13 protein-coding genes are annotated in these 24,221 nt (G+C 67.1%); 10 read left to right on the top strand and 3 right to left on the bottom strand.

From position 1 onward, the window contains the following. Positions 1 to 30: 30 nt before the first annotated feature. From OG496_RS00850 to OG496_RS00820, 7 genes are all read left to right on the top strand, one after another. Positions 31 to 960 carry an endonuclease/exonuclease/phosphatase family protein gene (locus tag OG496_RS00850; RefSeq protein ID WP_405969106.1) on the top strand — a complete coding sequence of 310 codons (930 nt, stop codon included), beginning with the start codon at positions 31 to 33 and terminating at the stop codon, positions 958 to 960. Positions 961 to 1,008: 48 nt separating this feature from the next. Next, a complete protein-coding gene (locus OG496_RS00845; RefSeq protein WP_405969105.1) occupies positions 1,009 to 1,920 on the top strand; it encodes an endonuclease/exonuclease/phosphatase family protein in 912 nt (303 codons plus the stop codon). A gap of 197 nt (positions 1,921 to 2,117) precedes the next feature. Then, a complete protein-coding gene (locus tag OG496_RS00840; RefSeq protein ID WP_405969104.1) occupies positions 2,118 to 2,285 on the top strand; it encodes an FxLD family lanthipeptide in 168 nt (55 codons plus the stop codon). Positions 2,286 to 2,369: 84 nt separating this feature from the next. Beyond that, complete coding sequence (locus OG496_RS00835; RefSeq protein WP_405969103.1) at positions 2,370 to 5,441, top strand: lantibiotic dehydratase; 3,072 nt, start codon at positions 2,370 to 2,372, stop codon at positions 5,439 to 5,441. Then, entirely contained in the window at positions 5,438 to 6,712 is a 1,275-nt protein-coding gene (locus OG496_RS00830) for a lanthionine synthetase C family protein (RefSeq protein ID WP_405969102.1), read from the top strand. The genes OG496_RS00835 and OG496_RS00830 overlap by 4 nt, the downstream gene beginning before the upstream one ends. Positions 6,713 to 6,735: 23 nt before the next feature. Further along, the gene (gene fxlM / locus OG496_RS00825) at positions 6,736 to 8,817 is read left to right on the top strand and encodes a methyltransferase, FxLD system (protein ID WP_405969101.1); all 2,082 of its coding nucleotides are present in this window, start codon (positions 6,736 to 6,738) and stop codon (positions 8,815 to 8,817) included. Positions 8,818 to 8,908: 91 nt separating this feature from the next. Beyond that, positions 8,909 to 10,045, top strand: a complete 1,137-nt coding sequence (locus OG496_RS00820) for a hypothetical protein (RefSeq protein ID WP_405969100.1) — start codon at positions 8,909 to 8,911, stop codon at positions 10,043 to 10,045. Positions 10,046 to 10,188: 143 nt separating this feature from the next. On the opposite strand, the gene OG496_RS00815 is transcribed toward OG496_RS00820, so the two are convergent. From OG496_RS00815 to OG496_RS00805, 3 genes are all read right to left on the bottom strand, one after another. After that, positions 10,189 to 10,998: an IS5 family transposase gene (locus OG496_RS00815; protein WP_405969099.1), complete on the bottom strand. Its 810-nt coding sequence runs from the start codon at positions 10,996 to 10,998 to the stop codon at positions 10,189 to 10,191. Positions 10,999 to 11,024: 26 nt separating this feature from the next. Continuing rightward, positions 11,025 to 12,146: a hypothetical protein gene (locus tag OG496_RS00810; RefSeq protein ID WP_405969098.1), complete on the bottom strand. Its 1,122-nt coding sequence runs from the start codon at positions 12,144 to 12,146 to the stop codon at positions 11,025 to 11,027. Between the two features lie 69 nt (positions 12,147 to 12,215). After that, positions 12,216 to 12,431 (bottom strand): hypothetical protein, encoded by a 216-nt coding sequence (locus tag OG496_RS00805; RefSeq protein WP_405969097.1) that lies wholly within the window; start codon positions 12,429 to 12,431, stop codon positions 12,216 to 12,218. Between the two features lie 406 nt (positions 12,432 to 12,837). Between OG496_RS00805 and OG496_RS00800 the strand changes: the two genes are divergently transcribed. The 3 genes from OG496_RS00800 to OG496_RS00790 all read left to right on the top strand — a co-directional run bounded on the left by OG496_RS00800 (position 12,838) and on the right by OG496_RS00790 (position 24,091). After that, on the top strand, positions 12,838 to 16,467 hold the full coding sequence (locus OG496_RS00800; RefSeq protein WP_405969096.1) for a LamG domain-containing protein: 3,630 nt from the start codon (positions 12,838 to 12,840) through the stop codon (positions 16,465 to 16,467). A 135-nt stretch (positions 16,468 to 16,602) separates the two neighbouring features. After that, positions 16,603 to 23,469, top strand: coding sequence for a polymorphic toxin-type HINT domain-containing protein (locus OG496_RS00795; RefSeq protein WP_405969095.1), 6,867 nt, complete (start codon positions 16,603 to 16,605; stop codon positions 23,467 to 23,469). 22 nt (positions 23,470 to 23,491) lie between these two features. Further along, positions 23,492 to 24,091, top strand: a complete 600-nt coding sequence (locus OG496_RS00790) for a DUF6000 family protein (RefSeq protein WP_405969094.1) — start codon at positions 23,492 to 23,494, stop codon at positions 24,089 to 24,091. Positions 24,092 to 24,221 lie beyond the last annotated feature (130 nt).

Raw genomic sequence — 24,221 nt, 5'->3', positions numbered from 1 at the left:
CCAGCAGACCCGCACCCTACGGAGGACCCCATGACCAAGCCGCCCGAGGACGACGAATTCCGCGTCGTCACGTGGAACATTGAGCACAACGGCATCAACAACGACGGCGACGACGCACGATGGCACCTGGCCATGGACGTTCTCGCCACCCTTAAGCCCCACGTACTCCTGCGCCAGGAACTGACCCGCGCCGACATGTTCGGCGCTCGCGCGGTCTGGGCGGAGGCCGCCCGGCTCGGCGGCCACGCCGCCTTCCTTGCCGGCGCGACCCCCGAGTCCGCCAACCCGACCGGCGTCTACGTGGACCGGAACCTGTGCCGGCCGACCGAGTTCTTCGAGCACCGCACCGGAATGTGGCACCCGGTATGCAACCCCGTGGTCCGGCTCAAGGGCGCTGCCAAGAAGCTGAGTCTGGCGTCCGTCCATCTGTGCTCCTTCGACCCCGCCACGCGGGCGAGCGAAGCAAAACGCATCGCCACGCTGGGCCGGCCCGGCATGGCGGCGATCGTCGGCGGCGACATGAACTCCTACCCGCACCGCCCGAGCAACCGGCATCCCCTGCCCGACTGGAGCCGGATCGAGGACCGGTCCCACTTCGAGGCGCGCACGATCGAACGGGACGGCAAGCGGATCTCCGACACGCTGCCGGACGAGATCCTCGCGGGCGAGTACGAGGGGCGACCGCCCGTCTTCGTGGAACTGGGGCACTACGCCGCGACCGAACTCGGCCAGGCGGGTGCCCTCGAACCCACCTCGCCGCTGTGGCGCACGGACCAGGGGACGAGGCAGCAGATCGACCGGATCTATGCGACCCCGCAGGTCGCCGATGCCCTGACTGGGCTGGAGGTCATCGTCACCGAGGAGGTCATCGAGGCCTCCGACCACCCCCCGGTGCTCGCCACCTTCAGCCTCTCGGGACTGCGCCGTGCCCTGTCCGCCGAACCGGTACCCGCCACCTGAACCGGGACCGACAGCAACGCCACCGAGTCGCGACGAAGCGAGGAACCCATGAGCAAGATCACTCTGTTGTCCTGGAACTTCGAGAACAACGGCAAAGAGGACCCGGCCAAGCGCCTGAAGGCGCACGAACTGCTGGTCTCCCTCAACCCCCACCTCGTGTTCCGGCAGGAGATGTGGGGAGCGGGCACCAACGGCAACACGATCCTCTACGAGCTGGAGCAGGTGCTCGGCCTGCGGGGCTGGCTCGGGCCCGAATCGTGCACCGCGGTCTTCGCCGACCCGAGCGTGTTCCAGCCGGTGCGGGAGTGGGACACGGCTGCCCCCATGTGGGTGCTGCCGCCCACCGCGCTGATCATGCGCTACCTGCCTGCCGGAGCCGAGGCGATGCCGCTCGCCCTGGTCTCCTACCACCTCAACTACGCGTCCGGCACGACCCGCGTGGCCGAAGCGGAATGGCTCTCGACCTGGGCCGACAAGAGGTGGACCACACCGCAGGGCGAGGTCGTACGGATGCCGTGTCTGGCTGGTGGAGACAACAACAGCTATCCGGTGCCTGGCGTCGAGGGCGATCCGGCGCTGCCGGTGCTTGAGGAGATAGAGGACAAGACCCACAGGCTGCATCGCTCGTACGTCGGAGCGAACGACACCCGGGTGATGGATACCCGCCCGGATGAGGCGCTGAGCACCGCCGGCTTGGAGGATCTGGCCCGCTACTGGGCGACCGCGAGACAGGGAGACAAACAGGCAGTGTCCCGAACGGTCAACGCCTGTGCGACGCACGGCCCGGACTCCCGCGTCGACCGCGTCTACGGCACCAACGACCTGCTGCCCGCGGTGACCGGCGTGGACGTGATTGAAGTGTCCGAAGACGACTCGGACCACCACATCGTCCGCGTCACGCTCGATGGCGACTGCTTCTCAGACGTTCTCAACCAGCAAGTCGCAGAGGCCGCCGCCTAGTTGACGTCCGCCCTGGTGAGCTGGCTGCTTCGAACCAGGCTTATTGGGGCGGCACGCCGGCCCGAGGTAGGCGCCCATAGCGCCTCGGGCCGGTGGCCGGGAACTGCCTCCGTGGCGTAGCTGCCTCAAGACGCTCCGCACGAAGACGCCCGGTCGTACCACCGTTCACAACTCGCATTCGACGAACAGGAGTTGGCATGAGCCCCACCATCAACCACACCACCACGGCGATCCCGGCGACCGCCTCGGACGGCTTCGACCTCGACGTGAGGCTGGTCGAGGTCGGCGACTCCGCCGGCCTGATCAACCTGACGGACGACGGGTGCGGCGAGACCTGCGGCGCCTGCACCACCAACGTGGCCTGACCTAAGGCGCACGGTACCCAGGCCGGTGTCTTCATGACCCGCAGTGCGAAGGCACCGGCCGCCCCTCTGGACCAGGAGATTGTGATGGCTTCGAGCACCGCGTTCCGCGCTGGTACGACCGCGCTCGTCCGTGCGGTCGCTCGGCCGGAGCTTCCTGTCTCCCCGTGTCCCGACCTCGACGACCTTTCCCCCGGTGGCACGGCGGCCCGGCTCGCATGGTTGCGGGAGGTGTGGTCCCAGGAGGACGTGGTCGAGGCCCTGGAGCACGCCAGTCCTGTCCTCGCCTCCCAGGCGCGGGCCTTGTGCTCCTCCAACACCCCGGCCGCGCATGAGGTGCTGCGCACTGTCTCCTCTGTTGCCCGCTACGTGTTGCGTGCCGAACAGCGCGCAACGCCGTTCGGCCTGTTCGCCGGAGTGGCCTCGGCCACCATCGGCGCACGAGCATGCACGACGTGGGGCTCGGAGCATGTCGTCATCGGCAGGGCGAGCGCGGAGTGGCTGACGGCCGTTGTCGAACGGCTGGAGTCGTGCCCCGAACTCCTGGCACGCCTTCCGGTGGTCCTCAACAACACCGCGATGCGACGCGGTGACCGGCTGATCGTGCCGTACCAGGCCGACGCCCAAGGTGACCGGCGGCGTGCGGTTGAGGCATCCGTGGCCCTGACCGAACCGGTGCGGGTGGTCCTGGAGGCAGCCCGCGAGCCCATCTGTGCCGGAGTTCTCGCGGACAAGCTGGTTGCGGACTTCCCCGGAGCAGGCCCGGGAAAGGCGCGGAGGCTCGTGGAGGGACTGATCCGCAACGAGGTACTGATCACCAGCCTGCGCGCACCGAGCACCGAGACCGACGCCCTGGACTACCTGTTGGCGCCGCTCGATGCCGTAGAGGCCGACGGTGTAACCCAGGTTGCCGATACGATCCGTGAACTCCGCGCCGTCCAGAGCGACTTGCGCGACTGTGGCTCTCGCAGCGGCAGGGGCCGCGCCGCCGCGCGGATGCGGGCTCTGGTCCCGGGCCTGCGCCGTCACCCCCTCGCCTTCGACCTGCGTCTGGACGCCGAGGTAGAACTGCCGCAAGAGGTTGCCCGCGAAGTCGAGCGGGCAGCCGACGTCCTGGCCCGGGTCAGCGCCCTCCCGTACGGGACCGCGGCGTGGAAGGCGTACCAGCGACGCTTCTACGAGCGGTACGGCATCGGCACGATGGTGCCGCTGACCGAAGTCGTCGCCGACAGCGGCACAGGTTTCCCCGACGGGTATCCCGGTGCCCCCGCCGACGGGCGCCGCTCCCGCCTTTCTGCACGCGACGACACCTTGGTGCGGCTGGCGCAGGCCGCCGTCCTCGACGGCCGCCACGAGGTGGTTCTCACCGATGAACTGATCGCGGCGATGGATCTGGGACCCGAGAGCCCCAGGGTGCCGCCGCACCTGGAGGTCGGGGTCCAGGTCCACGCGGCCAGCACCGAGGAACTGCAGCGCGGGCGGTTCCGGCTGGAGGTCGCGAGCGTGTCACGCGGCATCGGGGTCACCACCGGCCGGTTCCTCGGCGTGCTGGCCCCCGAGGACCGCGGGCACCTGTTGGCGGAACTGGCCGACCTCCCGACCGCGGACGACGGCACCGCCCCCGCCCAGTTGTCGTTCCCGCCGCTGCTGCCCACGAGCGCCCACGTCACCCGCGCTCCGCAGGTCCTGTCCACCGTGATCAGCGTCCAGGAGCACCGTTCCACCAGCAGCGACGTCCTCACGCCCGACGACCTGGCGGTGGCCTGCGACGGCCGCCGCATGTATCTGGCCGCCCCCGAGCGCGGGCAGCGGATCGAGGCCGTGGGGATGCACGCCCTGAACCTCAAGGAACACACCCCGCCGCTGGTCCGGTTCCTCACCGAACTCGCGCGCGCCCAGTGCGCACAGGTCACCCAGTTCAACTGGGGCGCCGCGAACGCGATGCCCTTCCTGCCCCGACTGCGCTACGGGCGCACGGTCCTCGCCCCCGCACGGTGGCGGCTGGAAGCAGCCGAACTCCCTGGCCGCGACCGTCCCCAGGCGCAGTGGGACACCGCTCTTGAGGAGTGGCGGACTCGACGGAGGATGCCTCAGCGGGTCGCCCTGGCCGAGGAGGACCGTCGTCTGCTCCTCGACCTCGACCAGGCCGCCCACCGCACCCTGCTGCGCCAGCACCTCGACCGCACCCGCCTCGCCGTCCTCGTCGAGGGCCCGGACGTCGACGCCTACGGCTGGTGCGAGGGCCGCGCGCACGAGGTCGTCGTCCCTCTCAGGGCCACACGGCCCCCGGCATGGCCGCTCCTGCCGACCCCCACACCGGCCCGCATGTTCTCTCCAGCGCAGATCCAGACTCCCGGCGTCTCATCCCTGCTGCTGGCCACCTTGTATGGCGACCGTCGCCGTCAAGACACCGTCCTCGCCCAGCACATCCCCGACCTGCTGGACCAACTCGGCAGCCCACCATGGTGGTTCATCCGCTTCCGCGACCCCGACCACCACCTCCGGGTACGCATCGCCCTGCCCGATCCCGAAGCCTTTGCCGAGATCGCCCACGCCGTCGGCACCTGGGCCAACGAGCTACGCAGCGCCGGGCTGCTGTCGGACGTCCGCTTCCCCACCTCCTACCGCGAGATGGGCCGTTGGGGCTCCGGCACTGCCTGGGATGCGGCTGAAGACGTGTTCCGCGCTGACTCCCGGGCCGTCGTCGCGCAGCTCTCCCAACCCCTCCGGCCGCATTCGCGTGCGCTGGTCGCCACGCACACCATCGCCATCGCCACCGCGTTCCTCGGTAGCCACGAGGCCGGGATGCGCTGGCTGATCGACCACATTCCGCCCAACGCGCCCGCACCGGTGGCGCGTCCGCAGTTCACCGAGACCGTACGGCTGGCCGACCCGTCCGGCGACTGGGCCGCACTGCGCGACGTTCCCGGCGGCGAGGCCATCGTGGAGGCGTGGGCCGACCGGGACGCGGCGCTTGCCGCCTACCGCCCCCACCTCCCTGGCCCGGATACCCAGGGCATCCGCCTGGACGACGTTCTCTCCTCGCTCCTGCACGTCCACTTCGTGCGGCACCTGGCGGTCGACTTCCCCGAGGAAGCGATCTGCCTGTATCTCACCCGCGCTGCTGCGCTGGCCTGGATTTCCCGGAGGACACGGTGACCCACCCTTCCGCGCTGAAGATGGCGGACGCCGTCGCCGACCACCTGGCCGACCCCGCTACAGCCCCCGTGAGTCCCCGCACGACCACCACCGAACGGCAGCAACTCGCCTACGGGCCGCTGGGAATCGCGCTGCTGCACATCGAACGGGCCGCGCGCGGCATCGGACCGTGGCAACGCGCCCACGACTGGCTCACCGCTGCCACTCGGCAACCGTTCACCAGCGGGCCGGACAGCCACCCGTTCTACGGCGCCCCCGCCCTCGCCCACACCGTGGCCTGCGCCGCCGACCACCTACCCGGTACCTACGAGCGCGCCCTGGACACCCTCGACGCACGGATCGCCACCGACATCCGCGTACGCCTTGACGCCGCGCACCGCCGAATCGACGCCGGCCACCTGCCACAACTGGCGGAGTTCGACGTGATCCGTGGACTCACCGGCTACGGGTCCTACCTGCTGCGCCGCGACCCGTCCAGCTCCGACCTGTATGCGGTCCTCGGCTACTGCGTACGCCTCGCCGAACCGCTCAGCGTCGACGGCGAGACTCTGCCGGGGTGGTGGACGGCGACCGGACCATCCGGCCGATCTGACGAGCGGTTCCCCGGCGGGCACGCCAACAGCGGTCTCGCGCACGGAATCGGCGGGGTGCTCGCACTGCTGGCACTCGCCGCTCGGTACGGCACCGTCGTCGGTGGACACCACAACGCCATGCGCATCATCCTGGCGTGGCTGGACCGCTGGCAGGAGAAGACCGATCTCGGCGTTGCCTGGCCGTACTGGGTCACGCGCGCCGAACTTAGGCACGGGCACCTCGCCCCCTCCGCACCGCGCCGCCCTTCATGGTGCTACGGCACCGCTGGCCTCGTCCGCGCCCAGCAGCTCGCCGCCCTCGTCCTCGATGACACCCTCCGCGAAGTCGAGACGGGGAGCGCGCTCGTGGCCGCCCTCACCGAGCGCACACAGCTCAAGGCCACCACGGACAACGGCCTGTGCCACGGTTTCGCTGGCCTCGCCCACATCGCCGCCCGGACTGGCACCGACGCGCACCCCGCGACCGCTGGCCAGCTCCAGGCGACGATCCCGGCACTCCTGACCGCGGTGTGTCCTCCGGGCACCGACCCAGCAACCGCGGCCGCGGCCTTGGTGCGGGACGAGGAAGTGGGGCCCGGGTTCCTCAACGGCGCCGCCGGTATAGCCCTGGCGCTCCTTGCGCCTGCCACCGCCACGCCGTCCCAATCCGCCTGGGATTCCTGCCTGCTCATCGCCTGACCCCCGATCGAAGGACCACCGCCATGCCCCCGGACCGTTGGCACCAGCACAACGTCACCTTCGCCGACCGCGCGACCGGCAAACGGGCTATCGCCGAACGCCTCGGCCCCACCCTGCTTGCAGCAGAGGAAGAGGGCCAGCTCACCGGCTGGTGGTTCATGAACAAGCAGCCCTGGCCACTGCGGTACCACGCTGCGGAGCCATCCCCGCTGGTTGAGTCCCTACTGAGGGAGCTTGTCGTCGAACGCACGGTTCGGTCGTGGACGTACGGCATCTACGAGCCGGAGACCACTGCCTTCGGCGGCACAGAGGCCATGGAAGCCGCCCATGACCTGTTCCATGAGGACAGTCGGCACCTGGTCACCTATCAACCCGGCCCCGGGCGACTGGGGCGCCGGGAGACCGCCGTCCTCCTCTTCAGCTCCCTGATGCGGGCCGCCAATCTGGACTGGTTCGAGCAAGGCGACGTGTGGGCGAAAGCCGCCTTGCTGCGACCGGCGACCGAAGCCCTCACCCCGGAGCGGGCCGCCGCCCTGATACCGGCCATGCGCACGTTGATGACCGTCGACGCTCGCAGTCTCTGCCGAACGGACGGCCCGCTCGATGGGCACGCCGCGTGGGTGGCCGCCTTCGAGCGGGCCGGTACGACGCTCGCCTACCTCGCCACCGGGGGCGGGCTCGCGCGCGGAGTGCGAGCCCTCATCGCCCACCACGTGATCTTCCACTCCAACCGCGCAGGTCTCCGCCCGGACGACCAAAGCGCCCTGTTCAACACCGCACGAGAGGCAGTCATGGGATCGAGTGACAACACCGCGTCGTCCGCCGAGGGCACGTCGGAAACCACTAGCGTCGGGACGGTGAATACCGACACGATCGCCACCCCCGGGGCCGAGGCCGAACGACTCCGCAACGCTCTGGTCGACCAGATCCGCGAATCCGGGTACGCCCGCACGCCCGCCGTCGAGGCCGCTCTGCGCACAATGCCTCGACACCTGTTCGTGCCCGACGCTTCGCTCGAAGACGCGTACGCCAACGTGCCGGTCAACATTAAGTACGACACCGACGGCACGTCGATCTCCTGCGCCTCCCAGCCCGGAGTCGTCGCCCTCATGCTGGACCAATTGGAGGCCCAGCCCGGCGAACGCATCCTCGAACTCGGCGCCGGCACCGGCTACAACGCCGCCCTGCTCGCCTACCTGGTCGGCGAGGCTGGACACGTGACCACGATCGACGTCGACGATGACCTCGTGGAAGGAGCCCGCGCACACCTCGGCGCGGCGGGGTTCTCCAACGTGGAGGCACTGACCCGCGATGGGGCCGTCGGCCATGCCGAGGGCGCCCCGTACGACCGGATCATCGCCACCGTAGGCGCTCACGGCGTCCCGCACGCCTGGTTCGACCAGCTCGCGCCCGGCGGACGGCTCGTCGTTCCCCAGCGACTCAAAGGCAGTGTGTCCCGCTCCATCGCCTACGAGCAGCGCGACGGCCAGTGGACGAGCATCGGCAGCAGGATGAACACCTTCATGCCGCTGCGCCGCGGCATCGCCGACGACGACCGCCGCGTCATCCCCCTCAGCAAGGACGGCACCGTACGGCTCCAAGCCCCCGCCGGGCAGCCCATCGACGCCGACGCTCTGGCCGGAATGCTGGAGCAGCCCCGCACCGAGGAGTGGACCGGCATGACGGTCCGCGCCATGGAATCACCGGACTGGATGGAACTGTTCGTCACCTGCTCGATGCCCAGCGGCCTGATCCGCATGCTGTTCCCGCAGGACGCCAAGGGCACACTGCTCACCGACGACCCCTACCCCTCGTCCACCGCGGCCGTCGACAAGGGCGCCGTCACCTACCTCGCCCGCCGCCTCTCGGAGCAGAAGACCCCCGAGGGCGGCAAGCTCTGGGAGTTCGGCGTCATCGGCCACGGGCCCGGCAGCGACGAACTGGCCGCGAAGGTCGCCGAGGCGATCCGCACCTGGGACCACAACTACCGGGGCCGCGAAGCCTCCTTCACCATCCAGCCTCTCGACGCACCTGCGATCGAGCAGCAGCCCGGCCTCTTCTCTCTCGACACTCCGCTGAACCGCATCGTCGTCGACTGGCGCTGACGCCAGCCCGGACGTGAAGGGGGTGGAGCCCGTGGCGGTTGCCGACGGGCTCCACCAGTCCCTACCCATACCGTCACTCCCAGGGGGCCCCATGGACCCGCACGGCCCGATAGCAAGGCGCTTCCCGCTCGTTGCCCGCTTCCGGCCCTCCTGCCCGCCGCTGCCCGACCGGGTACAGGCACTGGTCGACCTCGCCGACAGGGCGGAACAGCAACGCGAACAAGGACTGGCCTCCACGGTCTTCAACCAGTCCGCGCTCCTGGCCTCCGACCTCGGCCTTCCCGACCTCGCCCGGTCGATGTGCCACCGCCACGCCACCGCCTACCTGCGGGCCTGCCCCCTGTCTGCGACGAGCACCATCCGGGGCCTGGAGCCCCTGGTCAATCTCGCCCGCTTGCAGATCCGCGCCGGCCACACCGACGACGGCCGCCGTCGGCTCCTGGACCTGTACGAAGCCGTCGGCACCGGTGACGAGGTCACCTTCGAAGACATCACCGTGCCTGCCGACCTCACCCACACCAACCAGGACCGGCACGACGTCCGAACGTGGCTCTGGCGCGTCTTGCTCGCCGACGGCACACGCACCCTCACCACCACGGGCCGCTGGCGTGAGGCCCTGACACACGTCGAGGAGCACCGGGGCGTCGGCACACGCATGCTGGATGGACGCCAAGTTGCCGTCGTCGGGGCCCTTACCGTCGGTGACACAAAGCGGGCTACGGACCTGCTCACCACGACAGCGCCGGGTGACCAGTGGGAGCAGGCCGTCACTGACTGCCTGACCGCGCTGTGCTGCCGCGCCGCAGGGCAGGATGTGAGCGTCCGCCTACCTGGGCTCGTGAACATGTACCTGAGGCATGCTGCCAAGCCGGGGCTGACCGTCTTCGACATCCGTCTCGGCCTCACCGTCCTTGACGTGATCGACTCTGCCGATCAACCTGCGGCCGGTCTTGTCGTCGAGGATCTGGTCCGACGAACTACGGAAGCCCGCAACGGGTATGCGGCCCGCGAGGTCCTGGCACACCCTCTGTTCCTCGCGCTCGCCACAGACAGCCACGCACGAGACTGCAAGGACTTGGTTCGGGCCTGTGCGCTCGGCGCGAGGACGTTGCCAGAAGAAGCGTATCGAGACCTCTCCACCGCGCTGGACCGCAGTGAGACGGTGCTCAACGCCTCAGCGACCAGCACGACTCCAAGGGCCCTGTTCCAACCCAGGGAGGTGGGTTGATGTCGCAGCTCCCCAGCTCGGACGATCCGGGATCGTGCATCGGGTGCAATTCCCCGGAGTCTACTGGTAACCCGGGCTATCGGAAGGTGCGCAATGCCCTCTGGTCAGCATCAATGGAGAGCTCCGCGCACTAACTGATCGTTTCAGAATGCCTTCCGGAGTCGGCGAAGGCAGATGATTCCGCAGGCCAGCTCTAGCAGCCCCTGGTGGAGATCGGCACGGCGCTCGTAGCGGATCCGCAGCCGTTTGAACTGATGGAGCCAGGCGAATGTGCGCTCGACTACCCACCTGGTGCGCCCAAGGCCCGAGCCGTGTGCGACCCCGCGTCTGGCGATGACGGGCTTGATCCCGCGCGCCCACAACAGGCGGCGGTACTTGTCGAAGTCGTAGCCGCGGTCGGCGTACAGCCGTTTGGGCCGATTGCGGGGGCGACCGCGCAATCCCCGGATACGTGGGATCGCTTCCAGTAACGGGATCAGCTGCGTGACGTCGTGCCGATTTCCCCCGGTCACGGAGACGGCCAGTGGAGTGCCGTGCTGGTCGACGATCACATGGCGCTTGGAGCCAGGACGCGCACGATCGACAGGTGAGGGACCGACATGGTCTCCCTCCTTCAGAGCGCGGACGTGAGAGCCGTCAATCGCGGTGTCGTCCATCGCGAGCAGTCCCCATGCTCTCAATTCACCGAGGAGAGCGTTGTGGAGGCGGGGCCAGACACCGGCCTCGGTCCAGTCCCGAAGCCGACGCCAACTTGTCACCCCTGAGCAGCCGACGACCTGAGCAGGAACATCCCGCCACGCGACGCCCTTCCGCAGCACGTAGACGATGCCGGCCAGAGCAACTCGGTCCGGTACCGGCAACCGCCCAGGATTGCGGTACCGCCGAGAACGCCGCGGCGGGAGCAACGGAACTATCCGCTCCCACAGGTCATCAGGAACAAGATCGGCAGACATTCGGCAGATCCTGCCCCGACGTACCGTCAGCCGGGAGTCGTTACATCGGCCGGTGCCTGAAACGACCGACTCTCCCCTCGGTTCCCGAAAGCCGGATACCCCGGCAGCGGGGCCACCTCCCAGCCTCCGGCGACCTCACGCAACAACAACCGCATCGTCTCCGCGAACGCCGGGAACTCCTCCAGCGTGCTCGCCACCTCCCAGCGATGCCTCAGCACCTGACGCCTCGTCGGGACCGGACGCCGAGTCCGGTGCAGCGGCTCGTCCTCCACGGTGCGAGGAAGCATCCTCACCGTCGCGTCCATCGTCCAGACCGCTATGGCCTGCCGCATGCCGGCCTGCCACACCTCGTCCTCGGCCAGCGCCGGGTACACACCGACGACCTCCGCGCGATACGCCTGCTCGATCTCCGCGGCGATCCCGGCCGGCAGGGTGAAGACGCACCAGCAGCTGGAGAACGGCATCCGGCAGTACGCGGCCGTCAGGAACACCGACTGGTAGCAGGCCGCCTCGAAGTCGATCAGCCGCAGCCCCTGTGAGGTGAGCAGGTTGTTGTCGGGACACGTGTCACCCGGGGTGAAGGCCGGATACTCCTCCCCACCCGCTGTCCCGATCCGGGCCAACTCCCCGGCAAGGCCCGGAGGAACTGCGATTCCGGCGCCGTCGAGCAGCGCGAGCAGATCGGTGGCCCTCTGCGCGATCCACGGCTCGTCCCCCCAGGACCGCATGCCCTTGTCGTACCGGGACCACAGCCGCGCGAGATCGGCACGCCGGTGCACCGACGCGGCGGCCAGTTGCCCAAGCCCGCGGGCCCAGGCCAGCAACCCGCTCTCCGCGACCGTCGGATCGCTCCCGAGCAGAACGTCCGCCAGGGTAGGCGCGTTCCCGAGATCCGCCATGACCAGCAGGGGAACCTCGGGGTCCACACCCAGCACCTCGGGACCGGCGATCCCGAGAGACAGCCCAGCGGCCTCAGCCGTGAAGCCACGCAGGGACTCCGGCTCGTTGCCGAACGCCTTGACGATCACACTGCCGCCACCGGCCGTTTCACAACGCAACACGGTGCTACGCGAGCTGCCACCCAGGTCGACCGGGCCGGACAACTCGACATCCAACAGTTCGCCGGCGGCGCGCAAGATCGACTCCACCCCGGCATTCTGCCACCACCACCTCGGACGCCGTAGGCCGCTATGTGAACACCAACCATTTTGAAACGATCAGTAAGCCCGGGCACTGGGAATCTGCTTCCACCCATCGATCGACTTGGTCACGAACAGGACGCGATAAACCTCGCGGGTCCAGACCGTGGCGCCTGCCCCGTATTCGGGGAGTTCCTCGAACGCCTCTTCCTCGGAGTCGTAACTGTACTTTCGATCCTTCGCGTCCTTGATCATCCATTCTCTGCTCGGCAGACCTGCGAGCCCCATTGCCATAGTGATCTTCCTCCCGATTGATGTGGGCGCGATCGTAGCTGCTGGTGGAGTGCGTCGGTGCCCGAGGAGCTGATCGCAGAGTCGGCGGGCGAGCTGCGCACTGTCCGGGGGTGTGCAAGCGGCCTACGCACACGTCTTGGATCTGCCTGGCTTGCGGACTGCGTGACGTCGTAATCGGCGTGAGTGCACCTGATGGCGAGTGATCAATTCAACCTGTTTTGTGGGGGTTACCCGATATCCGGCCTGCGACGATTCCAGAGCGCGTGATCATCATCACTCTTGACCATGGCATGCACTGATCAGAACACTTGACCGATCTGTGGGTAAGCCATGAACTTTCTGGGGTGTAGCTGTGGGGGAACGGGGGCGGCGCCATCGGCGTCGCAGATGGTGTGCGGTCGTGGCGATGGCATCAGTTGTCACAGGACTGGCAGCGGTAGAACCGGCGTTGGCCGTACCGCGGCAGGCGGCGAAATCCGCAGCATTGCTGCCAAAGAGTGCGGAGGCTGCGGCGTCGGCGGCCGCAGCGGCGTCGGGGGATCGGGTCGAGGTCACGGCGCAGCGCACCGAGACGGCGCAGGTTTTCGCCAATCCTGATGGCACGTTCACGCAGGAGACGAGTGCGACGCCGGTGCGGGCCCGTCGGGCTGACGGTTCGTGGGCGCCGATCGACACGACGCTGGAGGAGTCGGGCGACGGCAGCATCCATGCCAAGTCGACGACGACGGACATGACGTTTTCCGGGGGTGGTCAGAAGAACCTGGTCACTCTGACGAAGAGCGGGAAATCGTTGTCACTTGCGTGGCCCTCGGTCCTTCCGAAGCCGGCGGTGTCGGGTAGTTCCGCTACGTATCCGGATGTGCTGCCGGGGGTGGATCTCAAGGTCACCGCGGTCGGTACCGGTTTCTCTCAGGTGCTGATCGTCAAGGATGCTGCGGCGGCTGCCAATCCCGCCCTGGACCGTCTGGAGATGTCGGTTGCGGCGCAGGGTTTGCAGGTCGAGCCGGGCCGCGATGGTGGACTTGTCGCTGTCGACGAGAACGGGGCCAACGTTTTCGAAGGTCCCGGCGGGCAGATGTGGGACTCAACCGGCGACAGTGTCGACTCCAGCGTGAGCACCAAAGCCGGTGCGGCCCGAACGGCTGCGTTCACCACAGACGAAGGCATCCAGCCGGACGACGGCGGCCCCCAGGATCCGACACGGGGTCCCGGCGGGGCGGACAAGACGGCTGATGTCGATGTGAAGGTATCGGCGGACAAGCTCCAACTCGTCCCGGACCTGGACCTGTTGCGCGGCAAGAACACGGCATACCCCGTCTACATCGACCCGCCGGTGAAGGGCGTGGTCCACAACGACTGGACGGCACTGTCTTCGGACGGGGACCACTTCTGGGAGTGGGACGGCGACAAGGGCACTGGCTACTGCTCCAACTACGCGGGCTACCTCTGCTCCAACTCGCCCTACACTCAGCGCCTTTACTACGAGTACCCGCTGACGTCGCTGTACGGGAAGAAGGTCCTGGACGTCACCTTCGAGGCGTACCAGACATGGACGTTCACCTGCGATGCGCACTGGTACGACCTGAGCCTGGTTGACAAGGGGATCTCCTCCAGCACCCGGTGGTCGAGCCGCCCCAAGGCCGTTGACCTGATGGTCGACCGGAACGTCTCCTACGGCCGGGGCAGCCTGTGCAGTCCCGCGCAGCCGGCGAACTCGGTGCGCTTCAGCGACAACGTGGCTGAGGAGAGCAATGAGAACCTGACCACCACGGTGCGGGACCACGTGGATCAGCAGAAGCCGCAGATCACCTTCTCGCTTACCGCCCACGATGAAACCTCCACCGCGTCGTGGGCCCGTTTCCGCGACGACGCCACGCTGTCGGTCACCTACATCTCCAAGCCGGGCGTGCCGACACCGGTAGGTGTGCAGCAGGGGACGACGGGTTCGGTGTGCAACGCCTCCGCCCAGCCGTTCGCCACCAGTGTCACCACACCCAAGATGTACGCCACGGTGCAGTCCGCGGATGCCGCCAACGCGCAGCTGCGGGCGCAGTTCGAGGTGTGGCGGGCGGACGGGTCGGCGAAGGTATGGGATGCGGACTCGCCTGCCAGCGAGTGGGTGGCCGACAACGCCAAGCGGGCTGCCGCCACTAGCGCGCTCGGCGAAAGCGAGTACCGGATGCGGGCCCGTACCGAGGCGTATTACAAGACTGATCGTGGCGCGACGGGCACGCTGACGTCTTCGTGGTCGTCGTGGTGCTACTTCCGGGTTGATACCCATAGCCCTGGGGCGCCCACTGTGACCAGTGCGGACGGCACGTACCCGCCTGCTGATTCCAACCCGGCGTCCGGGGGAGTGGGGCAGGGCGGCCAGTTCACGTTCACTCCCGCCGACGAGGACTGGCACACCATCGGGATCCAGTCGGATGTGACCTCCTACAAGTGGCGGCTGAACAGCGGCAAGATCTCGGATCCGGTCAAGGTGGCCAAGGGTGCCTCTCTGACCCGCACCATCACCCCCGACCAGGCGGGGGAGAACACCATTCAGGTGTCGGGCTACGACGACGCCGGAAATGCGTCGCTGACCGGTTACTACAGCTTCAACGTCAAGGGCGCCGAACTGGCGTCTGGTATCTGGCACTTGGACAACAACGGCACTGATAGCACCGCGGCGACCGCGCATCCCCTCACCTCCGGGGGCGGTGCCTCCTACTCCGCCCTCGCACGGGCCGGGTCGCACGCGCTGAAGCTGGACGGCACCAGCGGCTACGCCGCGACCGCCGGACCGGTCCTGGACACGGGCAAGAGCTTCTCGGTGTCGGCGTGGGTTCGGCTGCAGGACGCATCCCGCAACTACACCGCGTTGTCCCAGTCGGGCACGAACGCGTCCGGGTTCCAGCTCTACTACTCCTCCGCCTACAAGGCGTGGATCTTCAACCGGCATGGCAGCGACGTCGCCAGCCCCACCATCACCCGCTCGATCGCGACAGCGCCGCCCACCCTGAACGTGTGGACACACCTGACCGGTGTCTACGACGCAGCCGCGGGCACGGTCCAGCTGTATGTCAACGGACGCCCGCAGGGGAATCCGGTCGATTTCACCACACCGTGGAATGCGACGGGCGCCCTGCAGGTGGGACGCCTGCGCGCCGGTTCTGCTTACAGTGAGTACTTCGGCGGACAGATCGACGAGGTCCATGTGTGGTCCCGTGCGCTGGCCGACACCGAGGTCGTCCAGGACGCCGCTCTGGAGGACGAGGACGCCAGCGACGGGACGGCCGGTGACCCGGTCGTGGCCATGCTCGGAAACTGGGATGCCACCACCGCCTCCACCGGCCCCCTACCCGACGGTTCCGGCTACGGCCGTGCCATGACCTTGAACGGCGCCACCCTGGGTGTCGACCCGGACAACCCGGGCGATCCCAGCCTGGGCCTGACCGCACGCCAGGTTCTGGCACTCAACGGCAGCAGCAACTACGCCAACGTTGCCGGACCGCTGACCGACGACACCGGCTCTTTCACCGCCACCGCGTGGGTCCGCCTGGACAGCAGCAAGCTCGCGGACACGTCCAAGAACTACCAGGTACAGGTCCTCGGACAGTCCGGCGCCACCCAGTCCTCCTGGGGTGTGTGGTACGAGCAGCCTGCCGGTTCCGCCCAGGGCAAGTGGTACTTCGGCCGTCCGAACAAGGACGCCACCGGCGCCACCTGGACCCGGGCCCAGTCCGAAGTCGCGGACAAGGACACCTGGGTGCGTCTGACCCTCGTCTACGACGCCCAGCAGGCCAGCGGCGACGAGAGCGACACCAGCACCCGCGGCGCGGTGTTCCTCTACGTCAACACGACGCAGGTGGACGGCGATCACGGTGTCGCCTACACCGCGCCGTGGCAGGGCAGTGGCCAGTTCGAGGTGGGCCGCGCCAGGATCGACGGCGCGGCGGCCCGCTACTTCCCGGGCCACCTCGCCAGTGTGCGGGTGTGGGCGGGCGCGATGAGCGCCACGCAGATCGGCAACCTGTACGGCGCCGAACAGTAGCCAGCCCGTCTGCCGGGCACGGGCAGCCGGAACTGATGCGTCTTCCGGCTGCCCGCCAGCTGTCCCTCTCCTTTTCGAGTCATCCCTGCCTGTGGCAGGGGCTCATGTCCGCCATCAGGCAAGGAATCCACCACTGTGAATCCCGTATCACGCGCCAGACGGCCCCAGGCTGTCCTGCGCCGCTGGCTGGGTCGCGGCGCACTCGCCGTGAGCCTGGCCCTGATCCCGCAGATGGCAATCCCCTCCGGATCGCTGCCCGCCACTGCGGCTGAGGCGAGTTCCACGACGTTCCCGGCGCCGCCCAAGCCGAAGGTCAACAAGGTCCTGCCGTTCAAGGCCAAGAAGCGCACCACGGCCAACAAGGCCGCTGCCGCGGCCAAGACCACGCAGAGCCGCCTGGCCAACGTGCACTGGCCCACGGCCGCAAACACCCACCTGACCGTGCCCGCATCCGGGACCTCCACGGCCAAAGCCGGCAGCCTGCCCGTCAGCCTGACGCCCGCGAAGACCAAGAAGAAGCTCACGTCGAAGAGCGGCCAGAAGGCTGCCACCGGCTCCCTGGGCATACGGGTCTACGGCCATCAGGCGGCGGACAAGGCCGGCATCAACGGCACCCTCATCGCTCTGACGCCTGATCAGGCACTGGACGGAGCCTGGCAGTTCCACCTCAATTACGCCTCCTTTGCCGATGCCTACGGCGGCTCCTACGGCTCCCGTCTGCGCCTGGTCCAGCTTCCGCAGTGCGCCCTGACCACACCCACCGCGCCCAGGTGCCAGGTGCAGAAGCCCCTGGCATCACGCAACGACCCGGCCGCGAAGACCGTCTCTGCGACCTTGTCCGCGACCGCCGGCACGAGCGCGAAGACACCGATGCTGCTCGCGGCCACCGCCGCCAGCTCCGGCCCCAGCGGCGACTTCAGCGCCAGTCCGCTGGGACCGTCCGCCACCTGGGAAGCCGGCGGCAGCACGGGCGACTTCAACTGGAACTACCCGCTGCGCGTCCCACCGGCCACCGCAGGTCCCGCCCCGAACCTGGCCATCTCCTACAGCTCCGCCTCGGTCGACGGACGCACCTCCTCGGAGAACAACCAGACCACCGCCGTCGGTGAAGGCTTCGGCATCACCGAGTCCTACATCGAGCGCAAGTACGGCTCCTGCAAGGATGACGGCAACGACGGCAAGGGCGACCTGTGCTGGAAGTACGCCAACGCCACCCTCGTCCTCAACGGCAAGGCAGCCGAACTCGTCAACGCCTGCACCGACACCGCCACCTGCGACAACGCGGAGAAGTCCCAGGCGGCGGGCGGCACTTGGCGGCTGAAGAACGACGACGCCACCAAGGTCGAGCACCTGACCGGCAACACCAGCAACGATGACGACAACGGCGAGTACTGGAAGGTCACCACCACCGACGGCACCCAGTACTACTTCGGCAAGCACCGCCTGCCCGGCTGGAGCGACCACGGCACCGACGCGGACGACCCGGTCACCAACTCCACCTGGACCGCGCCCGTCTTCGGAGACGACGCGGGCGAGCCCTGCCACGACACCACCTACGCCTCCTCCAGCTGCACCCAGGCATGGAAGTGGAACCTCGACTACGTCGTCGACACCCACGGCAACGCCATGAGCTACTGGTACGGCAAGGAAACCAACAACTACGCCAAGAACGGCGTCGCCGACCCCGCCACCGGCTACGACCGCGCCGGCTACCTCAAGCGCATCGACTACGGCCTGCGCAGCACCAGCATCTACACCAAACCCGCCGCCCAGCAGGTCTCCTTCGACTACGCCCAGCGCTGCGTCGCCAGCGACTGCTCCAGCCTGACCTCCGACACCAAGGCCAACTGGCCGGACGTCCCCTTCGACCTGATCTGCGCGGACGGCAAGACCTGCACCGGGATGATCGGCCCGTCGTTCTTCACCCGCTACATGCTCACCGACGTCACGACCTCGGTGTGGACCGGCACCGGCACCACCCGCCGCAACGTCGACAACTGGCACCTGGAACACAGCTTCCCCGACTCCGGAGACGCCTCCTCGCCCAGCCTGTGGCTGAAGTCCATCCAGAACACCGGCAAAGCCGACACCACCAATACCAGCCTGCCTGCCATCACCTTCGACGGCATCCAGCTCTCCAACCACGTCGACGGCGGCGGCGACACACTGCGCTACATCAAATGGCGCGTGCGAAAGATCATCAGCGAGACCGGTGGGGTCCTGACGGTCAACTACTCCGACCCCCAGTGCATCCGCGGCACCACCATGCCCTCCTCCGAGGACAACAACACCCTGCGCTGCTTCCCGGTCTACTGGTCACAGTCCGGCGCCACGCCTGAACTCGACTGGTTCCACAAATACGTCGTCACCTCCGTCTTCCAGGACGACCTCTACGGCAGCGACTCCCAGGAAACCCGCTACACCTACGACGGCGGCGCCGGCTGGGGCTACTCCGACGACGACGGCCTGACCAAGGCCAAGTACCGCACCTGGAACCAATGGCGCGGCTACGGCAAGGTCACCACCACCAGCGGTGACGACACCGGCCCCACCAGCAAGACCGTCAACCTGTACATGCGGGGCCTGAACGGAGAGAAGGAGAAAGACGGCACACCCCGTGTCGCCAAGGTCACCGACTCCACCGGCACCAGCATCAACGACGACCGCCAGTACGCCGGCTTCGTCCGCGAAACCATCGCCTACAACGGCACCGCAGAAGTCAGCGGCACCATCAACACGCCCTGGTCGCTGCGGACCGGCAGCCACAAGTACGACTGGGGCACCACCGAGTCGTACTTCATGCAGCCGGCCACCATCACCAACCGGACCACGACCTCCACCGGCACCCGCAGCACCAGAACCACCACCACCTACGACCCCACCTACGGCATGCCCCAGACGGTGGACGATCAGGGCGACATCGCCAAAACCGGCGACGAGATCTGCACCAAGACCAGCTACGCCCGCAACACCACCGACTGGCTGGTGCAGTTCCCCTCGCGCGTCGAGAGCTACGCGGTCGGCTGCTCGACCACGCCCAAGCTGCCCGACGACACCATTTCCGATGTCACGACCGGATACGACAACCAAGCCGTCGGGACGGCACCCACCACGGGTGAGCCCACCTCGTCCTACCGGGTGTCCGGCTACAACGCACAGAACCAGCCCACCTACCAGAAGGTCTCCGCCTCCACTTACGACGACTGGGGCCGACCCGAGAGCACGACGGACGCCGACAACCGGACGACCACGACGGCCTACGTCCCGGACGACACCGGCTACGGGCCGCTCACCCAGTCCACGGTCACCGATCCCAAGCTGTACACCGTCACCACGGACGTGGATCCGGCCTGGGGCCAGGTGACCAAGCAGACCGACCGCAACGGCAAGATCACCGAATGGCAGTTCGACGCACTCGGCCGCGTCACCTCGATCTGGAAACCGAACCGCTCCCGCACGCTGAACGATGCGCCCAGCGTCGTCTACGCCTACAGCCTCGCCAAGGACAAAGCCCCCTGGGTCCGCACCGACACGCTCAAGGCCGACGGCAAGACCTACAACACCTCCTACGAGATCTATGACGCCCTGCTCAGGAAGCGGCAGACGCAGATCCCGGCGGTCGGCGGCGGCCGGGTCATCTCCGAAACCCTTTACGACGACCGCGGTCTGACCTACCTGAAGAACGACCAGGTCTACGACAACACCAGCCCCACCAGCGCCCTGGCCAACACCCTGCCCGGCTCGGTACCCGCCTCCACCGAGACCGTCTACGACGGCGCCGGACGCCCCACCGACAGCATCTTCCGTGTCAACGGCCAGGAACGCTGGCGCACCAAGACCAACGACCAGGGCGACCAAGTAGCGGCCACCGCCGCCCAGGGCGGCTCCGGCACCCTCACCATCAAGGACGCCCGCGGCCGCGTCATCGAACGCCGCGAGTACGCAGCCCCCAACCCAACCGGCACCGACTACACCCGCACCACGTACACCTACACCCCCACCGGCAACCTCGACACCGTCACCGGACCCGACAACGCCGTCTGGCACCACTCCTACGACATCCGCGGACGCGAAACCCAAACCACCGACCCGGACAAGGGCACCACCACCCTCACCTACGACGACGCCGATCAGCCCCTGACCGCCACGGTCACCAAGGACGGCACGTCCAGGACGCTCATCAGCGACTACGACACCCTGGGCCGCAAGATCGGCACGTGGGACGGCACCAAGGACGACGCCCACCAGCTGACCAAGTTCACCTACGACACAGTCGCCAAGGGCCAGTTGACCGCGGCCATCCGCTACGTCGGCGGCACCACCGGCCGTATCTACGCTACCCAGGTCACCGCCTACAACAGCCTCTACCAGCCCACCACCACCAAGACCATCCTGGCCGCGGCCGATCCGCTCGTGCAGGCCGGCGCACCGCAGACCTTCACCAGCACCACGGCCTACAACCTCGATGGCACGGTCAACAACACCATCCTGCCCGCCGCGGGAGGACTGCCGGTTGAGACGGTCAGGTACACGTACAACGACCTCGGGCTCGTCGACACCGTCTCCGGAAACACCAACTACATCCGCGGCATCGGCTACACCCAGTACGGCGAACCGCAGCAGACCACACTCGCCACCTCCTCGACTGCCAAGCAGCTACAGGTCTCCGACCGCTACGAGGACGGCACCCGCCGACTGCTGAACAGCCACACCTTCGACCAGACCAACACCGGTCCCACCAGCGACGTCGACTACAACTACGACGACAGCGGCAATGTCCTGTCGATCAAGCAGAAGGTCGGCCCGGCCGACAACCAGTGCTTCACCTACGACGGCCACCAGCGTCTGACCGACGCCTGGACACCGCAATCCGGCGACTGCTCCGCCCCTGCGTCGGCATCCACCCTCGGCGGGCCCGCACCGTACTGGAACAGCTGGACCTACACCACCGGCGGAATGCGGGACACCCAGACCGTCCACACCAGCGCCGGCGACACCAAGACCTCCTACGCCTATCCGCCCGTCAGCAGCCAGGGCGCCGGCCAGCCGCACACCCTGACCTCCACCACCACCGGAACCACCACCAGCGCGTACAAGTCCGACGAGCAAGGCAACACCACCCGGCGTCCCGGCGCCTCCGGCGACCAGAGCCTGACCTGGAACATCGAGGGACAACTCGACACCCTCACCGAGAGCGGCAAGACCACCAGCTACCTCTACGACGCCAACGGCCAGCTCCTCCTACGCCGAGGCACCGCCGAGACCGTGCTCTACCTCGGCGGCCAGGAACTCCACTACGACCCGACAGCCAAGAAGTTCACCGCGCAGCGCTACTACGGCGCCGGCGACGGCACCGCGCTGCGCACCAACACCGGCCTGTACTGGATGGTCAACGACCGCCACGGAACGGCCACCATGGTCGTCGACGCGGCAACACAGGCCATCACGCGCCGCTACACCAAGCCCTTCGGAGAAGCCCGAGGCGGCACACTCGCCCCATGGCCTGACGACAAGGGCTTCCTCGGAAAACCAGCCGATGCCCAAACCGGCCTGACACACATCGGTGCACGCGAATACGACCCGGCCATCGGGCGGTTCCTGTCCGGCGACCCCGACTTCTCCGCCGATGACCACGAATCCCTCAACGGATACGCCTACGCCGACAACACTCCCGTCACCAAGAGCGACCCCACCGGCCTGCGCCCCATTACTGAATGTGAAAACGGCTGCAGCGACGGACACGGCGGCACCTACCGAGACCACCTCTCACCCAACGGCAAGGGCGGCTGGAAGTACAGCTCCACCGCCACCTACGCCAAAACGATCTACTCCGGAAAAATAAACGGAACCCTTTCTGTAACTGTCACGAGCTACGGCTCGCAGGTAACAATCACGATAGCCTTCAAGAAAGGGCCCAAGCCTGATCCGATCGAACACAAAGGCAACGCCCCATACGTAAATGGGGTCTGTGTCTACGCGGCGGCTGGAAACTGCGGAAGTTCAACAGAAGGAGACGCGGAATCCGCCCAAATCCCTGACCTGGGATGCGCGAAAGACGATGGTCTCTGCGGCGTTCGAAATTCCCTATTCAAAACGGCCCTCGTCTCGGGAATGCTCGGAGGATCTCTCGGGGTGTTCTCTATACGGGGCGGCTGCAGCTTTGCCGCCTCGACGCTCGTACTTCTCGAACACGGGAAAACGAAGCCGATCAAGAAGATCAGACCGGGTGACAGGGTGGAGGCAGGTGATGCTGACACCGGAAAGCAGTCGGGTGCCCGCGCTGTCACCGCCACCTTCGTCAATCACGACGACGACCTGATCGACCTGACCGTAAGTGTTCGGGGCGGCAAGACGGCTACCTTGCACACGACGTCCAAGCACCCGTTCTGGGACGACACCAAAAAAGCCTGGGTATCGGCAGGCAAGCTCAAGCCTGGACACCTGCTGAACACGGCCCGAAACCGGCACGTCCTTCTCGTCGCTGTTCGGGTGCGGCCCGGCGAGGCCGCCATGTACAACCTCACGGTCGCCAGCCTCCACACGTACTATGTGCTGGCGGGTAATACGCCTGTGCTGGTGCATAACACTTGCGGTCCTACCGCCGCCGATGTGGTCGCTCGCGCGAGGGCATATCACGATGCGGACGGTCAGTATCTATACCGAGGGATTACAAATCCTCACGTTCAGCGAGAGTCGGCTCTTAAGGGTATTTCCCAGCCCAGGGGTGGTCATAGCGATCCCAAGGCGCATCAGGATGGTGATATGAACAGCGAATTCACGTCTTGGACGCCCGATCTGGAGACTGCGCAGGAGTTCGCGAAGGATGGTGATGGATACGACACGGATCTCCTGATCCTGCGCAAGCCCTTCAGCGAATTCAGCTCCGGTCAGATGTCTGTCGCTGGTCAAGACGGTCTCCTGGAGCTGGAAATCCTCGTAAGGGGGGCAGTCGCTGGATGCGAGATCAGCTGCAACTACGGACCGTTCGGTTTGCCTCAATAGGGGCGTGAGGGAATTGGGTGAAATGAGCGAAGCGTCTGAAGCTTTCACACGTTACGCAAGAATGAACGGACGTTACAGAAAGCTAATTGCCGCGAACTTCAGAGATCTCCCAGAGGAGAGGATGGTGTCATTCGGGAATGATCTGGCCGCGGATTCACTCGCTGTCTCGGATGAGGAAATTACGCTCCTGATGGGCGAGGGCTGGCGAGGACGCCTTACAGCCGCATGGCTAGTGGGTTTCTCTCGACGTCTCCAGTTTGCGCAGGTAATAAGAAACCTACTTCAATCTGCCGAGGATCCATACTCCGGCAAGGGGTACTGTTTCGCACTGTCGAGATTCGGAAGCGAGGAAGATGCCCATGCGCTCGAATCTTACCTGGACGTCTTTCTGCGTGAGCCCGATATGAGCTCTGATTGCGGATGGGCGATGGGTGCGTTGTCGGTAATTGACGCGAAGGCGGATTCTCCCTACCTGTACCCTCTGCTCAAAAGCCGTGGCCTTTGGGAGCAATGGCTACTGGAGAAGGAGATTACAGACCCAGAGTTTCTGGGTCGGATGAAGGGGCTTATTTCATGGCTGTCCGACTTTGCCGATCTCAGCCTGCAGGGTGTTGACCGGTAGGGCTGTGCTCACGGAGAGAGCTAGTCGCACGAGTACGAAAAGAGGGCAAGTGCACCGTGCGATGGGTGACTTGCTCGAACCCACCCCTCCAGGGGCGTTTCAAAGTCCCGGTGATCACATGACTCTCCAG

Origin of the sequence: Streptomyces sp. NBC_00988, assembly GCF_045162645.1 — a bacterium.
In the GTDB taxonomy this organism is placed as follows: domain Bacteria; phylum Actinomycetota; class Actinomycetes; order Streptomycetales; family Streptomycetaceae; genus Streptomyces.
The sequence above is the reverse complement of the archived record's forward strand: the minus strand, read 5'-3'. Positions and strand labels throughout refer to the sequence as shown.

Bases quoted from the DNA above. Each gene is read 5' to 3' on its own strand.
- OG496_RS00850 (WP_405969106.1), top strand. From the start codon at position 31: ATGACCAAGCCGCCCGAGGACGACGAATTCCGCGTCGTCACGTGGAAC.
- OG496_RS00845 (WP_405969105.1), top strand. From the start codon at position 1,009: ATGAGCAAGATCACTCTGTTGTCCTGGAACTTCGAGAACAACGGCAAA.
- OG496_RS00840 (WP_405969104.1), top strand. From the start codon at position 2,118: ATGAGCCCCACCATCAACCACACCACCACGGCGATCCCGGCGACCGCC.
- OG496_RS00835 (WP_405969103.1), top strand. From the start codon at position 2,370: ATGGCTTCGAGCACCGCGTTCCGCGCTGGTACGACCGCGCTCGTCCGT.
- fxlM (WP_405969101.1), top strand. From the start codon at position 6,736: ATGCCCCCGGACCGTTGGCACCAGCACAACGTCACCTTCGCCGACCGC.
- OG496_RS00820 (WP_405969100.1), top strand. From the start codon at position 8,909: ATGGACCCGCACGGCCCGATAGCAAGGCGCTTCCCGCTCGTTGCCCGC.
- OG496_RS00815 (WP_405969099.1), bottom strand. From the start codon at position 10,998: ATGTCTGCCGATCTTGTTCCTGATGACCTGTGGGAGCGGATAGTTCCG.
- OG496_RS00805 (WP_405969097.1), bottom strand. From the start codon at position 12,431: ATGGCAATGGGGCTCGCAGGTCTGCCGAGCAGAGAATGGATGATCAAG.
- OG496_RS00800 (WP_405969096.1), top strand. From the start codon at position 12,838: ATGGCATCAGTTGTCACAGGACTGGCAGCGGTAGAACCGGCGTTGGCC.
- OG496_RS00790 (WP_405969094.1), top strand. From the start codon at position 23,492: ATGAGCGAAGCGTCTGAAGCTTTCACACGTTACGCAAGAATGAACGGA.